Below are 15614 nucleotides of genomic sequence, written 5' to 3' on the forward strand. Positions count from 1 at the left end.
TGGGGGATTTTAAGGAATATTTTTATATTAGCTAAATTATTTTTTTTACTAACCACAGAGAGCGCAGAGAGCGCAGAGTCAGAGAGGAATATCGAGGAGCCAAGAGATATGTTAAACAAATATTTGCGATTGTTATAATTGTAAGTTGGGAGTTGGAAACTCCCGAATCATTTCCAAACTTTATAAGTGAGCGTCGAGCAAACCGACCAAAGTTTGTTTAGTAATAGCTCCCTCGTGAGAAAGCACTACTTCGGCATTTTTAAACAGCCTGAGAGCTGGGACTCCTTCTACTTTATACTGCTTGACAGTATTAGGATTGGGGTCAATTTCCATTTTAACCACTTTCAGCCGATCGCTGTAGTTGGCCGCCACCCAGTCTACCGAAGGCGCGATCAGTTTGCAAGGCCCGCACCAACTCGCCCAAAAATAGGCAAGCACTGGTTGCTCTGCTTTCAGGACTTCTGTTTCAAATTTTTCGTCGTTAATGACAATTACACTGTTGCTCATGGTTCTGCGATTATTTTTTCTATTTATTTCTAAAGCACCGGCGGGCGGGAAACTTGCACCAACTTAGAAGACAGGCCCAAAAAACTGTTACTAATTTTAAAACATTCTGTGAATTATTGAGTGCAAACTCAGGACTGGGGACTGATGGCTAATTCTGTTTGGCGTTTAATTCCACTGTTGTCGGCGTCTGGTAGGGTGCAGATGGCGATCGACCAATGGCTACTGGAACAGCATCTAGCGGGCAAACATCCGCCAACTCTGCGATTTTACACTTGGCAACCGACGGCGATTTCCTTGGGCTACCACCAGCGCAGGTGGCCGGAGTTTTGGCAGCATTTGTCTTGGGGGGGAATGCCTGTGGATTTGGTGAGGAGGCCCAGCGGCGGGCGCGCCGTGCTGCACCAAGGGGATTTAACTTATGCAGTTGTGGCGTCAGGATTTGGAAGCAGCCGTATGAAAGCTTATCAGACTATTTGCGAGTTTTTGATTGAGGGTTGGAGGGCGATGGGTTTGGATTTGCAATACGGGGAAGCTGGAAGGGGTTATATTCACAATCCGAATTGTTTTGGTACTGCGACGGGTGCGGATTTAGTTACACTTGATGGCTGCAAGTTAATTGGTAGCGCGCAATTGCGACGGGGTGATGCTATTTTGCAGCACGGTTCGATGCGTTTGCAGCCGGATGTTAGTTTGTTTTCTCAAGTGTTTGGCGAGCAATTAATTCCTGTGCACTTACCTCTATCTGAAGGGGGAGATGATTTGATTACAACTGTAATTGATGTTTTGAGTGCGGCGGCTTGTCGCTGTTTTGAAATTGATTTGAAGGTGCAGCCACTTTCAGAAGAGGAATGGCAGGATATTTGGGAATTAACAAGTAATAAGCTGTTTCACATTTTTTAACCTGCTTATTTTGGGGCGGGCTTTCCTGCCACCTTTTGGGAACAGCCAAGATGGTCGTTCCACATATTTCTGGGATAATTATTGTGGGGGATACCGCCTTTTGGGAACAGCCAAGATGGTCGTTCCACAAGAAAAATTCTTTGTTGTAGAACAGCCATCTTGGCTGTTACTGATACAAGTTAAAAACTTGTACAGTTCTTTTTATTAAAAGTTTTCTGGCCCGTTGATCCGACGCCAAAAAAGTTAAATTTAAATGCTGTACAGCTTAGGGCTGTGGCTGAGTTTGAACGATCGGCTCATTGGCAATTTCGCCCAATTTCACAGAATCCAGCAAGCTTTCCCAATCAGCCTTGAATGTTGTATCATTAGGCTGATCACGGCGAGCGGCAGCTAGGGTGCTGAGGGCATCTTGCCAAATCCCATTTTCAGCATAAATAACGGTTTTCTGGCGCGGATCAGCCTGATCTAATTGACGGCGGATATCTTCACTGAGTTCAACTCGCCGTACCGTACCGAGTTCAATCTGATCTGCCGATCGGTCTTGAGAGTCGCAAATCACTGTAAAATTCCAACGGTAACTTTTGCCTACTTCCAAGGGCGGCACATTTTGGTTAGCGGGGATACTAACGCCGATCACCCCTGATACATTGCTAATTGTGAGATCCTGTTTATAAATCTGCTTGCCGCTTTTATCTTGTAGGATAAATTCGGCTGATTTGGCCTCTGTTTGAGGCAAGTAGAAAAAGAAAGTTGGATAGTCGGAAACAGTCCGTCCCATCTTATTTTTAGGCACTAAGGCTGTGAGACCTAGCTGACTAATGCTCGCGCAGCCACCGCGCACAGGGCGTCCCGGTTGAGTGGGGGGCCGCTCATCCATATCTTCACGGGGCTGAACGAAGCGCGGCCCTCCCGATTGAGTGATTGGCTTGCCATCTACGTCTGGAGTCGGCTGTCCCACAACTGCTAATTGGGAAGCATTAAGTGTTGCTATCAATACTATTGAGCCAACGGATGTCAGATGGAGGATAAATTTAGTAATTGTTTTCATATTAACTCCCTGAATTTTTATGGATAGATTCTCTCTTTTTATTTATTTTTACTTCCCAAAATCCGGTAGACATTAACTTTTTGTTCCCTGCCTCTTAAAGGCAAAGCTCCCCAAGATTCTACCTCAAATTTGTCCGCCAGATGCAGAAAGGTTTCTTCTGCAATCAATATCCGGCAAGTGTCCTCGTGCCGATCCTTTTCGCAGCTTTCCAGGCGAGAGGCAATATTTACGCTGTCGCCGATCACTCCATATTCTAAACGGGTTGCGCCTCCCAGACTACCCACCATAACAGGCCCTGTAAAGATGCCTACTCGCATTTTTACGGCCGGTAAACCGCGAGCACTCCAATTTTGATTCATTTCTGGCAAGCGGGAACTGATGGCTAAAGCGCAAGATACGGCAAGGCGAGCATCTTCGGCAATTTCTTCTGGAGTTGTGCGGGGAATGGGTACGCCAAATACTGCCAGCATTCCATCTCCGGTAAATTTATTAATCACGCCTTGATGTTCTTGGACTTCTTGGGCCATTGCTGATAAATACTCATTTAACCAACTCATTACCACTTCTGGTGGTAGTTTTTCGGAGATTGTACTAAAACCCTGCACGTCGGTGAGGATGATCGTAGCAGTAACTTTTTGCCCTGGCAATAACCCTGATTCGAGCAAATGGACGCGCTCTTTCCACAAGGCATTTGCGATCGCCGGTGAAGTTTGTTGTCCTAATAATTTCATCACAATCCCTTGCTGTTGCCTCGACTGCTCGTATTTATAGGTAACTGCGACTCCTGCGGTGATTAAAAGGGCCAGGGCTGGAGTGATTAGAGGTATCCACCCCTGTTGCATGAAGAGGAAAAAGGTGAATCCGAATAATGAGCCGCAAGATGCGATCGCGATCGCGATCAAATTCAGCGATTTTTCTAGCCGCCAAGCTAAACAGCCGCCCACTGCACTCCAAACCACAATCCAGAGGATTTCTTGCCATTCATCCCAATACCAAAATAGCCCTTTCCCATCTAAAACTGCGCTGAGAATTTGGCTAGTAGCCGTTGCGTGAATGAATACCCCCGGCATGGGCTGGTTTCCGGTTCCAGTAGCGCTGTAAGGGGTCGAAAAGAAATCTTTGGCAGTTAGGGCTGTAACGCCTATTAGCACTATTTTACCTTTTACCCATTTCGGGTCAACTTTTCCCTCTAACACTTGAGTTAGTGTCACGGTTTTTGCTATATTTTCAGGAGAGCGGTAATTGAGCAGGATTTGATAGCCTTGGGCATTAATTTTCTGATAACCTCCTGAGTTCGATCGCAACTTGGAAAATACTGTTTTGTCTACCTGGAGTGTATTATTTTCTATTAGTTTAGAATCTATTTTTTTGTGGTTAAAATAGGCAAAAGCTAGTCGCAGTGAAAATGAAGTCAATGTCGTTTTACCATTCTTGGCGTACATCAAATTGCGACGCAGTATACCGTCGGGATCGACGACTAAATCGTTAAATCCTACCCGCTTTTCTGGTATATTGGGAGGTGGTGGCGCTGAATCTTCTTTAGAGTTACCGATCAAGGTAATGGGGATTACTTTAGGGTTTTGCCATTGAGTTACTAATTCTGCCTTCCCCGGTTCGTAGGGAATATTGCGAATTATATCTATGCCAATAGCTGTGGGTTCAAGACGGGCTATTTCTGCGATACCTTTTGCTAAAGTACGATCGGAAATTGGCCATTTTTCAATAGTATTAATGTCCTGATCTGTGATTGTTACTACCAGTAACCTGGGGTCAGGAATCGCATCAGGACGCAACTGCACCATGAGGTCGTAAGCATTTAATTCTAGTGGCTGGAAGCCGCCTAAATGCCTCACTCCCAATAGGGTTCCGGTCACGACAATCCAGATAATAGCAAGAGGTTGCAAGTCAGGGAAGGGGAAGAAATAAGTTAAGTTTTTCCAACGTCTCTCCGCCAATTTATGATAAATTCTATTAAAGAATTTGGGCATAAAATTTTTTGTTTTAACCTTCATTGACAAAGTTTGCTAAATCTTAACTTATCACTAATGCCCCTTACCGATGCCCAATTTTTAGTTTTCTTGTGCGGTTTTGGCGATCGCACTTAATTGCAATCCCTGCGGATAGCTGTTTTCTTCTTTGCTGCGCTTGATGTCGGCCATTGAAATCTGGGGTTTGAGGTATTTTGCTAAAACTTTAACCACGTCGCCCCGATCGATCGTCCCCACTACTGAACCAATCGGCGAGAGGACGATGATTCGGGGGAGTTGACGGGCTTCCATGCTGTTAATGACTTCTGCGAGGGATGCTTTTTCCGAGACTGTGGGGGTTTTTCCCAGGGGTTTCAAAATGTTGTGCAAAGTCTGAACTTGCCATTGACTGCGTTCTGTGAAGCGAATATCGTCGATCGACACTAAGCCCAAATCCCGGCCGTTGGTCGCAGCAATGTAAAATGGAAACGGATTGACTTCTAACAAATATCGATCGGCAAATTCTCGCAGAGTCAAATCTGCATCTACAACTCGAAACTCGCGGCTCATCGCATCGCTGGCTTTAATTTTGAGCAGGGCTTCTTGCAGGGAAGTAACTTGGCTATAAGCAGTGGCATTGCGAATGCCAAACCAGCCGATCAGCGCAATCCACAAGCCGCCGTACTCGCGTGCTAAAAAGCATAAACTCAGACCCAAAGCAACAGCCAGCCAACCTAAAACTTGTCCTGTTTTTGCCGCCCAGCGAACGCCGGCAAATCGAGAGCCGGTGATTTTCCAAATTGCTGCTTTTAAAACTTGTCCTCCATCCAAAGGCAGACCGGGAATTAAGTTAAATAATCCCAAAACAAGATTGATTAGTGCTACCCTTTCGGTGACAATTGCTAGCAAACTTTTTGGGGGAAGAACTTGAGAACCCAAACCGAGAATTAAAAACAGTGCAAAGCTGACGAGAGGGCCGGCAATGGCTACTTGAAAAGCTTGACCGGGAGTTTTTGATTCCGAGTCGATCGAAGCTACTCCGCCAAATAAGAATAAGGTAATAGAATTAACTTTAATGCCTTGCGATATCGCCGCTAAGCTGTGTCCGAGTTCGTGCAAGAGCACGGAAGCAAACAGTAGCAGAGCTATTGCTAACCCCGCACTCCAGGAGAGCGCAGGCCCCCACAGGCGGTAACTGCTGGCGTATTCGCGGGTTGCTAAGGCTAAAATTATAAACCACGAATAATCTATAACTAGGGGGATGCCAAATAAAGAGCCGATTCGCCAACCTGTCTGCATGAAGTTTCCTGGGAAAGGAGAGCAAGAAAGAGTTTCTATTATATCTTTTCTCACCCCTTGCCTTTGCCTTTCCCCTGATTTTTACAGAACTCCGGCGTTACCCAAGCCCAAGATTACTCCGGCTCCGAGCAAGTGGCCGAAGCTGGCTGTTGCCAGCAATTCTGGTACGCCGAAGCCTTTGAACATTCCAGGGAGTGCAACGGGTAAAGCTGGGCCCTTGCCTCGGTTTTGCTTGGAGATGCCGTAGTAGCCGATCGTGATCGCCAGCAAATTGCATAAAATCATTGTCAGTCCTACCATTGGCGACCACTCAGGTGTTGAGGGAGCGGTAGATTGTACGGCTAACAGCAAAGATGAGGTGATCATGTTCTTATTTCCTGATTTCACAGATCAATTGATTTCCAAGATTATAAAAAGCGGTTTGCATTAAACTAAGATTTGTTTTAATAGTTAACAATTCGTTGATATTTTGATACAACTGCGGAACCGAGGAGGAAGAGTGCGGGTTAAAATTTGCGGAATCACTAAATTAGACCAAGGAATTGCGATCGCCCGCTTGGGAGCCCAGGCTTTGGGGTTTATCTGCGTGCCCGCTTCCCCCCGCTATGTCACCCCAGAAAGAATTCGCCTGATTGTCGAGCAGTTGCCGGAAAATGTCGATCGCATCGGCGTTTTTGCAAACACCACAATAGAAAATATCTGTCAAGTAGCGGCAGAGTCAAATTTAAGCGGGGTGCAGTTGCATGGAGATGAAACAGCGGAATATTGCGATCGACTGCGGGAGTTTTTGCCGGGAATTGAAATTATCAAAGCCCTGAGAGTTAAGACTCCTGAAACTTTAGCCACCGCTGCTGTTTATGCTGTTCATGTTGATACTTTATTGCTGGATGCTTACCATCCAGGGCAATTGGGCGGTACTGGTAAAACGATCGACTGGAGGATGTTATCAGAGTTTAGACCGCAGTGTCCTTGGCTGCTGGCGGGCGGTTTAACACCCGATAATATTTTAAATGCAATTGATAGTGCGATCGGCAATAACTTCAGCGGTGTTGACCTTTCTAGCGGCGTAGAAATAGCGCCGGGAGATAAAGATTTGACCAAAGTTGCTCAGTTGTTTGCTAATTTAAGTCAACTTGCTCATCATTGATAAATTGGCAATAGCAAATTCGCGCTTTTTATGCGATTCATTCTTTAGTCAGCGTGGGCGAAGCCTGCCTTATACAAGGCAGACCTCGTTGATACAGTAGCGGTTTCAACCGCAGTTTATTCCCTTTATTCTGTTAGCGGCGGATCTCAAAAGTACGCGCGGCGGAGCTATCTTGAAGGGAATCGCCCTCCGGGTCTTGGTATTCCAAAACCAACTCACTAACCGTAGCCCCGGTGGGACCGCGGCGGCACCAACTAATCATTCCTTCCACAGCTTTTTTGGATCCTTCAAAGACAGCCTCGACGCGGCCGTCAGGGAGATTTCTTACCCAGCCGCTGAGGCCGAAATACTTTGCTTGATTCCTCGTTGAATATCGGTATCCTACTCCTTGAACTAATCCCGAAACAAAAACGCGGACTCTGACGGGCGGCAATGATTGGTTTTGCATAATAAACGGCTCAACTTACTGTTAACATCTGTTTGAAAATTTTAAGGATCAGTTTGATTATGTTAAATTTTAGTGCGATGGCGCTGCCGGGATTCCTGATACGCCGTATCACCCTGGCTTTTTCAACTATTCCCGATTTCACTGATTGGCTGGTTGCAGCTATGCTCGCGCTGGTTTACACTTTGATCGCTCTTTCCGTGGGTTTTTGGTCGGGATTTCTAAAAGTAGACGTGCAAACCTCTCGGCGTACAATTGTGGGAGTGCTTCTTGGCTGTTTGTTAAGTCCGGGCATCACCGAGGAATTATTGTTCCGGGTGTTAATGCTGCCACATCCGTTAGAGAATGCTTCTGGGTTAATGCTGTGGTTTTGGGGATGCGCGAGTTTGGCGGTTTTTGTAGTTTACCACCCGCTGAACGCGCTGACTTTTTATCCGGTTGGTCGATCGACCTTTATGAATCCAGTATTTTTGCTACTGGCGGCAATTTTGGGAGTTGCGTGCTCCATCGCATACCTGCAAAGCGGTTCTATCTGGCCTGCGGTGGCGGTTCACTGGCTCGCAGTAACAGCCTGGCTGCTGCTACTGGGCGGTTACAGGAGGCTGTATGGTTAAATGTAAAAAGTCTAGCATCACTATTTTGTCGGGAGGATCTCAGTTGTGGGTATCATAGGAGCGATCGTAGGTTTTTTGGCAGGGGTAGCAGTTGCTTACTGGTTAGTGGAAAAGCGCTTAAAGAAGCAAAAGCAAGAATACTTGCAGCAAACTCGCAGAATTAGTGAGGAAATAGAATTAGCTCAGATGTCTCGGGTGCAACAAGCTGTCGAATCTCAGAAAGGAGAACGGGAAAATCAGCTTAGAAAAGCTACTATCGAACACGACAATTTACTCAGACAAGTTACTACCCAATACGAAAACCAGCTCAAACAAGTTGCGGCTCAATATGAAAACCAGCTCCAACAAGTTTTGGCAGAACGCGACAGTCAGCCCCAACAAGTGCCTAGCGTAGATGAGCATGAGCTGCGGCGACAAATCAGCGAGGAATTAGAAGCCGCTAACAATGCTAGGATGCAGCAAAATATCCAATCTTTGCAAGCAGAACACGAACATCATTTACTCAGAGTTGCTGACGAATTGCATCTAAGTTATCAAGCTCAGATGGAGCAACATTTGCAAAACCTGCAAGATGAACACGAAATTCGCTTGAGGCAAACTGCTGAGGAATATGAGAACCGCGAGGTTGAGATGCAGTTAAATATGGAGGCTTTGCAAGAGCAATACGAGAGTCAGTTGCAAGCGGCTCACGAGCAGTTGAGAGCACACGAAGCTCAGATGCAAGCTACTATCAGGTCTTTGCAAGAGCAGTACGAGAGTAATGTACCACAACAAGAAGTCCCCGATCAGCAGTTCAGTCAGTTAAATTCAACAGAATTTGCCGAAGGTTTATCACAAGAAGAAGTTTGGCAGGAACTGTCAAGTGAGTTAAATCGAACAGAAGTTGAAGAAGAGTTAAATTACACAGATTTTTCGGAACCACAATCAATTGATTTACTTCAACCCGAAGTCGAACAACAGCTTCCAATTGCCAGACAAGCACCAAGTTATTCCCTACCGCAGTTGATGGGATGTGTTCAAAGTCAGGACAAAGAAACCCGCAAGTTTGCAGCGTCTGCTTTAGGTAAAATGGCTGCTGCTAATGCTCTGAGATCGGAAGGTCAGCGAGCAATAGAAACCTTGGGAAAATTAGCTCAAGATATTCACCCGGAGGTGCGCGAATCTGCTGTGGAAGCACTAGCAATGATTAAGTCTGAAAAAGTGATTCCGCTGCTACAAAAAGCTTTGCGAGATATAGATAGCGGTGTGGCAAAATCGGCAAGTGCTGCGCTCAATAAGTTTAAGTTTTATCCGCGCACTCCGGCGGCTAAGCCGAAAACTGTTGATGTGAAGAAACCAAAGCGTTAAGCATTTATATCAATTCCGGTTGCACCGTCCGTGATTGTTGACTGTTGACTGTTGACTGTTGACTGTAGAAGGAGGGGTGGAAAAACTGAATGGTTGAGTGTTAACTGTTGACTCGATTTTACAGCATATTCCAGAATATGCTGTAACTTGTGACTAATGACTACTGACTGATGACTAATTTAAAATCGCTGCTTTGTACCGAGTATAAGTTTGAGGTCGCCGGAGTCGCTAACAGCCATATCTAAGCGAATCAATCCAAAGGACGATCGCACCCTCACACCCACCCCAACACCCGCCCCAGTTCCTGGTTTGTCCCTGACTACCGCCGGTTTTCCCAGTACACTATCTCCTGTGCCCAAATCCGACGCAAAATCAACAAATATCACGCCGCCAACATCCCTGCCCACAGGAAACCGATATTCGCCCGAAGCTAAAAAATAACTCCGGCCGCTGCCAATATCCCCGCTATCGTAACCCCGCACGGAATTGCGGCCGCCGAGGCGAAAAGCTTCCGTTGGTGGCAAATCCCCGATTACCGTGCCCGCTTGCAAGTTAAAAGCCAGCATTTCGGGCAAGGCTTCGGACTCGCTGATGCCGAACAAAGTTACTGGTACATACTGTATATAATTTGCCAACAGCCTGTTACTCACAATGTTACCTCGTCCCAGAGGTATCGACTGCTCGGTGCTGAGGCTGAGAATCGAGCCACTGGTGGGGTTGAAGGGATTGTCCCGCAGATCGAGGATTGCGCCCAAAGAAACTGTGTATAACTCGTCAACGCCGCTGCCGCTGAATGTGAGAGGATTGCCGAGTTCGTCCCGGCGGGCGATATTTAAGTTGCGATCGCGCGTACTGATGTTTGTATAATTTAGTCCCAAAGTCGATTGCCAATCGCCCAAAGGTCTGGTAAACCTCAGATTTCCCCCCACCCGAATTTCCCGAACTCGGTTCCCGTTGGGCAAATCAATATCTTTGTTGAAAATTTCCGATATTCTGCGATCGCCAAAAGCTCTCACACTGTATCCCAAACGGTCTTCGGCGGCAACGTAAGGGCTGACAAACTGGACATCGTACTGGATACCTCGGAGGCTGGGCTGAAGATCCACCGCCAGCCGCTGGGGCGTTGTTCCGAAAGTTCGATCGGTATAGGAAAGAGGAACAGCAACGCCAACATCATCACTAAGAGTGGCACTCACGCTAAAAGAGCGAGCCGATCGCTCTTGAACGTTGTAGATTACATTAACATCCGTGCCAACTTCTTCGATCGAAACCGTAACCTTGTCAAACAATCCCAATTGGTGCAACTGCTGTAAATCCGATCGTACAACTTCCCGGCTGTAGTTATCCCCCGCCTTGAGTTTGAGCTCACCTCGGATAAAATCTTCCGAAATTCTGCCCTCAATTGGATTCCCTTTTTTATCAACAGCTTCGCCTCTGGAATTGACAAAGCGAATTTTCACCTCTGCAACGTAAACGCCCTCAGCATTGCCCGCTTGACTGATTTGTAGAGTACCGCCTAGCTGTCGGGCGTTGCTGTTTACTGCTTCGGGGATTTCGGCGTTGGCTGCCAGCGTCGCCGGAGTTTTTAACAGAGATGTAAAATCTTTATGGTGGCTGGACTTGAGTGAGGGCGATCGGAGTTCTGCTGAAGCTGCCAGCTCATCGGATGCCGGCAAATCCTGCACAGTTGGGTTCAAACCAACTAACCCCGCATCCATTGGTGTGAGCAATCGCCGACAGACCGCCAGGGACTCAAGTCCCTGGCTAATAGCTGAAGTCCTCTGAAGAGGACTAATGAGTTCTTCAGTCCTCTTCAGAGGACTTTCGCTTTGAGGCAGGGGTTTCAACCCCTGCCGGACTGAACGCGCATCAGGCCCGTCAATCTCTGCTGAACAGGCATCAGGCAAGTCAATTTCTGCGGCTTCCTCTCTAAACTGGACCTGAGTCGGTGCGGCACTCGGATCGATCGCCCGCGCCGCCAATTCGCCGCCAGCCAGCCCAGCCAAAGTCAAAAATGCAATAATCGGAATTCGCATAGACATTAAATTTAAAACACACCGAACGCATATTACCCAAAACCTGGCCCCCTGCATAATTAGCCGAAAAGAAACCCGGTATTGTTGATGCTACCGGGTTTCTGGGATGCTGAAATCTGGGAAAGTTCGATCGACCGCGGGCGATCGTAAATTGGGGAAACCGAAAATTTGTTTAAATAGCTTGGCGAGAAACTCGTTTCTCAAAATGAGCCTGAGTCTGCTGCAACAGTTGTTCGCGACTATCCTTAGCGGTGGTAATGGTAGGGAGCAAGTTGCGAGCTTGTAAAGTCATGTGAAGCTGTAGGTGTGCTACGTACTCACTGACATCTTCGCGAAGAGAGCAAGCCGGGTACTGTTTTAAAGTAGAGTTCAAAGTGTTCTCCTGCTTTGGGTTTGTAGAGTTTTCTAATAATCATAGACAATATCATGGTCTATTTCTAACTGTGTACTCCGTAATGAAGTTTAACCTTTGGACTGCTTTTTTGTTACAATCCTTTACAAATAGATATTACCTCTCACGAGTCGATCCCCATGCAGTCTCAAGCACTTGGACGACAAAAGCATATCAAATCCGTTAGCATCGGAATAGTAAATTCGAGTTGACTGTTGACGGTTGACTGTTCACTGTTCACGGCGTCAACAGTCAACAGTCAACATCATTCCGGTGTAACCGGAAATGATAAGCACACATTAACTACATTTGTCAATAGCACCACCCAAACAGCCGCCTACCTGGACATCGGGTGCGGCAGACCATTATTGATGCTGCACGGTTTCTTAGGAGAAAAGACTTGCTGGCTGCCATTAATTGAGTTATTGCAATCTCTGTTTCGGTGCATCAGTTTAGATATGTTAGGTTTTGGAGAATCCAGCAAACCAGAAATCCGCTACGACGTAGCTGTAGAAGTTGCTTTTGTGCGACAAGTTGTAGAACAACTAAATATCGAACCTTGCTGCATCATCGGACATTCTTTTGGCGGTTGGGTAGCATCTGCATATTCCCTCAAATATCCTAATTCTGTCAGCAGTTTAGTGTTAGCAGCACCAGCCGAAATTCGGGACGACAGTTTTTGCGATCAATACGATGCTTTGCGGCCGCTGTTGTGGGAAACCCCAGCCGTGGATTGGGTCGTGCAGTTGGCAAAATCTTTTGCTAGTTTAGCGGGAAAAAGTGAGAAATTGCAGCAAATTTCTGGGTGGCGCAGGGAGTTGATATCTCAACCAGTAGCAAGGTCATTTTTAATGAGTCGGATGCGGCCAGAAGATGCAGTTGATACAGTAGAAAAAGAAATTCACCAATTGCAAATTCCTACCTTACTCATCGCAGCAGATAGTGACGAAACAATTCCTCTATGGCACTGTGAAACCTACGCTAACGAGATACCAGGGGCAGAATTAGCAATTATTCCCAATGCTGCTCACGGGTTGCCGCAAACTCAAGCTCAAATTATGGCAAAGTTGACTTGTGAATTTTTGAATAATTAAGAAAAACTGTGCAAGAAGCCGAATCATAAAAATTGTGATAAGCCACTAATTGCCAATAATTGTGTTTTAGTATACTACTTTATTAGGAAATACAGAATATATTGATGAGTGTCTTGTACAATTATTTTTATGGCTCTTAAATCTTGTGTCAGCAGGAGCTACAGACATTTAGTTGAGTCGGGGGTATTACCAATGGCAGCACTGAGCAACTACTTTAATCTGGAAGAAATTACGACAGCCAGAAAAATTAGTGCTGCGGTAATTAACATCAGCGGCCGCCAGCGAATGCTTTCCCAACGAACGGCTTTTTTTTGCATGAGGTTAGTTTGCTCTCAGAATGGCGTAGAAAGAGCTAAACTGCGGGGTAATTTGTTAGAGGCGATCGAGCTTATGGAAAAATCGCACCGCGACTTAATTAATATTGGCAGCAGCGTCAACTTAGTGAGTCCCCCTTCACCCACCCTCAAGGCAATGTATTTTGAGCCGCCACTGTATTTAGACAAACAAGTGCGCGCATATATCGATCGAATAAAAGCATTGGTGCAAGTTCCTGATGCCGAACTCAGCCTGGAAAACCCCCACCTGCTGTACATTGTGGAAGCGGCGGGCGGCGACTTGCTAGAAGCTTTCGATGCCGTGGTGAGTCAATACCAGCAAGAAAGCGAAATCGAACAATTTGAAATCGACCTTAAACAGGTTGAACTTTATCAAGAAAGTTGTGCTGCTACCTCGAAAGCGGAAGCTCAAGCCGCCCAGCTCGATCGCGCACTTTGCGAACTAAAACAAACTCAAGCTCAACTCCTCCACAGCGAAAAAATGTCTTCGCTGGGGGCGCTAATGGCTAGTATCGTCCACGAAATTAATAACCCAGTTAGTTTTATTTACGGCAACTTGAGCCATGCCGCAATTTATACTCAAGATTTGTTGAACCTGCTGTGTCTCTATCAAAAATACTGCCCCAATCCCTGTCCCGAAATTACAGATCTAATCGAAGAGATAGATCTTGGTTTTTTAGTAGAAGACTTGCCTAAAGTTATCTCTTCCATGCAAATGGGTTCCAATCGCATTCGCGAAATTGTCAAATCTATGGGCAACTTTTCGCGAACCGATAACAGTAACATGACCATGTGCGACTTGCACGACAGCATTGACAGCACCGTGTTAATTTTGCGAAACCGTCTCAATTCTCAAATAGACCGCCGCGACATTCAAGTAATTAAAAATTATGGAAAATTGCCTCCTGTAGAGTGTTATTCAGGACAGCTAAATCAAGTATTTATGAATCTAATTACCAACGCGATCGATGCTTTGGACGAGGTATCACAAAATCAGCCCTATGCTGCGCTAAAAATTTCGATAACCACAGAATTAGCTGGGCCCGATCGCGTGAGAGTGCGGATTGCTGACACGGGAACCGGAATGACACCACAGATAAAAGAGCGAATGTTCGAGCAGTTTTTCACCACCAAGGAAATCGGTAAAGGTACTGGTTTAGGATTGTCTATTGTCTACAAAATCTTAGTAGAAAATCACCGAGGATCGCTCCGGTGCGAGTCGGAACCCGGCAAGGGAACAGAATTTATCATTGAACTGCCGATCCAGCAAACTTAAGCAATTTACTAATCATCGAAATTTATCTGTGTTAACTATGTGTGGCACGGGCGTCCCGCCTGTGTTAACTGTGTGTAGCACGGGCATCCCGCCTGTGTTAACTGTGTGTGGCACGGGCATCCCGCCTGTGTTAACTGTAGTTAAAATTTACACATATCCTACGCTAATTCGAGCTTCAAAGTTGGCAACAGCTTTTCTAAATTTCTGAGAGATTTCTGTTGCCAGGGAACATCATTTGAACCCAATACCAAAAGTTGAATTGTTTTCTTTTTCCGAACGGCAATGACAAACTTTGACAGCATACTGATACCAGAACTGTTAACAAATTCCAAATTTTTTAGGTTCAAGGTAATAGTAGGCGGTTCGGGATTGGCGACCTCATCTAATAATTCGACTATTGGCGCATACTCTGCTGGGCCGCTCAGGCTGAGTTCGCCTTGGAAAGTGACTGTGACTGATTCTGGATCGTACTGAATGCTGTAATCTTCACCTTGAATTTCTTGAATGCCCATTGTGATTTTGTTTCCTGACTAAAATATTGCGATCGCACAAGAGAGTAAATATTGAAATGCTAGCAACTAGACCCTAATTTGAACCACCGTCGTAACAATGATGGTATCACTATCTGGTCTGCACTCGAATTTCCAACCTATCTTAGCTGAATAGTCATTAATCATCGTCAGCAATCCCAATCCCGATGTGTCACTTTCCGATTCCGCATTCTTTTCAAGCTGCTGCAAATAAAGTTCATTTGGATCAGAAGCCAGAATTTCTTCAATAAAATCCTTCAATTTATTTGCCATTTCTGGCTTGACACTATTACTGGCAAAAATTACCGCCGTCACCTCTGTTTCACCAATAAAGTGTATGCCAAATCTGACCTTGTAATTGGTATCATCGTTATTAAATTTAATCGCATTTTCTAACAGTTCGTTGGCTACGTAGCTCACAGCTCCCTTGCTTTCTTTTATCCGTTTCTCGCTGCTAGCATCCTCCTCATCCACGGGTAGAAAGCTAGACAAATAATCGGCTACAAAATGAGCTGAAAGCCGATTGTTACGCCAGCGCTGTTTGATCGGGCGAGAACTGGGGGTAAATGTAAGTTCTAGGGAGTCGTGTTCAGGAGGAAAGTCTTCAATGAATTCTCCAAAGATTTGTGTCATTGTTTTTAAGCTTCCAGATGTCATAATTTTTCGCCCTCCAATTGA

General features: G+C 45.8%; 16 protein-coding genes. 6 read left to right on the forward strand and 10 right to left on the reverse strand.

The annotated features are described in order from the left end of the window. Nucleotides 1–180: 180 nt before the first annotated feature. Nucleotides 181–507, reverse strand: coding sequence for a thioredoxin family protein (locus QUA83_RS05610; protein ID WP_015177073.1), 327 nt, complete (start codon nucleotides 505–507; stop codon nucleotides 181–183). Between the two features lie 144 nt (nucleotides 508–651). Here QUA83_RS05610 and QUA83_RS05615 point away from each other — a divergent pair, with 144 nt between their 5' ends. After that, nucleotides 652–1407: a biotin/lipoate A/B protein ligase family protein gene (locus QUA83_RS05615; protein ID WP_333292057.1), complete on the forward strand. Its 756-nt coding sequence runs from the start codon at nucleotides 652–654 to the stop codon at nucleotides 1405–1407. 265 nt (nucleotides 1408–1672) lie between these two features. Here QUA83_RS05615 and QUA83_RS05620 read toward each other — a convergent pair whose 3' ends face one another. From QUA83_RS05620 to psaK, 4 genes are all read right to left on the reverse strand, one after another. After that, on the reverse strand, nucleotides 1673–2455 hold the full coding sequence (locus QUA83_RS05620; RefSeq protein WP_333292036.1) for a DUF928 domain-containing protein: 783 nt from the start codon (nucleotides 2453–2455) through the stop codon (nucleotides 1673–1675). Between the two features lie 38 nt (nucleotides 2456–2493). After that, complete coding sequence (locus QUA83_RS05625) at nucleotides 2494–4443, reverse strand: adenylate/guanylate cyclase domain-containing protein (protein WP_333292037.1); 1950 nt, start codon at nucleotides 4441–4443, stop codon at nucleotides 2494–2496. 81 nt (nucleotides 4444–4524) lie between these two features. Next, nucleotides 4525–5721 carry a site-2 protease family protein gene (locus QUA83_RS05630; RefSeq protein WP_333292038.1) on the reverse strand — a complete coding sequence of 399 codons (1197 nt, stop codon included), beginning with the start codon at nucleotides 5719–5721 and terminating at the stop codon, nucleotides 4525–4527. An 81-nt stretch (nucleotides 5722–5802) separates the two neighbouring features. Beyond that, a complete protein-coding gene (gene psaK / locus QUA83_RS05635) occupies nucleotides 5803–6087 on the reverse strand; it encodes a photosystem I reaction center subunit PsaK (protein WP_333233976.1) in 285 nt (94 codons plus the stop codon). 133 nt (nucleotides 6088–6220) lie between these two features. On the opposite strand from psaK, the gene QUA83_RS05640 reads away from it, so the two are divergent. After that, nucleotides 6221–6868 carry a phosphoribosylanthranilate isomerase gene (locus QUA83_RS05640; RefSeq protein ID WP_333292039.1) on the forward strand — a complete coding sequence of 216 codons (648 nt, stop codon included), beginning with the start codon at nucleotides 6221–6223 and terminating at the stop codon, nucleotides 6866–6868. Between the two features lie 133 nt (nucleotides 6869–7001). Here QUA83_RS05640 and QUA83_RS05645 read toward each other — a convergent pair whose 3' ends face one another. Then, nucleotides 7002–7316: an acylphosphatase gene (locus QUA83_RS05645; protein WP_333292040.1), complete on the reverse strand. Its 315-nt coding sequence runs from the start codon at nucleotides 7314–7316 to the stop codon at nucleotides 7002–7004. A gap of 59 nt (nucleotides 7317–7375) precedes the next feature. Here QUA83_RS05645 and QUA83_RS05650 point away from each other — a divergent pair, with 59 nt between their 5' ends. Further along, nucleotides 7376–7927 carry a CPBP family glutamic-type intramembrane protease gene (locus tag QUA83_RS05650; RefSeq protein WP_333292041.1) on the forward strand — a complete coding sequence of 184 codons (552 nt, stop codon included), beginning with the start codon at nucleotides 7376–7378 and terminating at the stop codon, nucleotides 7925–7927. Between the two features lie 45 nt (nucleotides 7928–7972). After that, nucleotides 7973–9274: a HEAT repeat domain-containing protein gene (locus tag QUA83_RS05655; protein WP_333292042.1), complete on the forward strand. Its 1302-nt coding sequence runs from the start codon at nucleotides 7973–7975 to the stop codon at nucleotides 9272–9274. A gap of 179 nt (nucleotides 9275–9453) precedes the next feature. Here QUA83_RS05655 and QUA83_RS05660 read toward each other — a convergent pair whose 3' ends face one another. Next, nucleotides 9454–11316, reverse strand: coding sequence for a BamA/TamA family outer membrane protein (locus QUA83_RS05660; protein ID WP_333292043.1), 1863 nt, complete (start codon nucleotides 11314–11316; stop codon nucleotides 9454–9456). 166 nt (nucleotides 11317–11482) lie between these two features. Continuing rightward, the gene (locus QUA83_RS05665) at nucleotides 11483–11683 is read right to left on the reverse strand and encodes a hypothetical protein (protein ID WP_006634481.1); all 201 of its coding nucleotides are present in this window, start codon (nucleotides 11681–11683) and stop codon (nucleotides 11483–11485) included. Nucleotides 11684–12072: 389 nt separating this feature from the next. On the opposite strand from QUA83_RS05665, the gene QUA83_RS05670 reads away from it, so the two are divergent. Further along, nucleotides 12073–12795, forward strand: coding sequence for an alpha/beta hydrolase (locus QUA83_RS05670; protein WP_333292044.1), 723 nt, complete (start codon nucleotides 12073–12075; stop codon nucleotides 12793–12795). A 129-nt stretch (nucleotides 12796–12924) separates the two neighbouring features. Continuing rightward, entirely contained in the window at nucleotides 12925–14406 is a 1482-nt protein-coding gene (locus QUA83_RS05675) for an ATP-binding protein (protein WP_333292045.1), read from the forward strand. 158 nt (nucleotides 14407–14564) lie between these two features. Here the strand turns inward: QUA83_RS05675 and QUA83_RS05680 are convergent, their stop codons facing one another. Continuing rightward, complete coding sequence (locus tag QUA83_RS05680) at nucleotides 14565–14918, reverse strand: slr1659 superfamily regulator (RefSeq protein WP_333081064.1); 354 nt, start codon at nucleotides 14916–14918, stop codon at nucleotides 14565–14567. A 66-nt stretch (nucleotides 14919–14984) separates the two neighbouring features. Then, nucleotides 14985–15593, reverse strand: coding sequence for a DUF6272 family protein (locus QUA83_RS05685; RefSeq protein ID WP_333292046.1), 609 nt, complete (start codon nucleotides 15591–15593; stop codon nucleotides 14985–14987). Between the last annotated feature and the right edge of the window lie 21 nt (nucleotides 15594–15614).

Origin of the sequence: Microcoleus sp. K1-B1 (assembly GCF_036704705.1) — a bacterium.
Taxonomy (GTDB): Bacteria; Cyanobacteriota; Cyanobacteriia; order Cyanobacteriales; family Microcoleaceae; genus Microcoleus.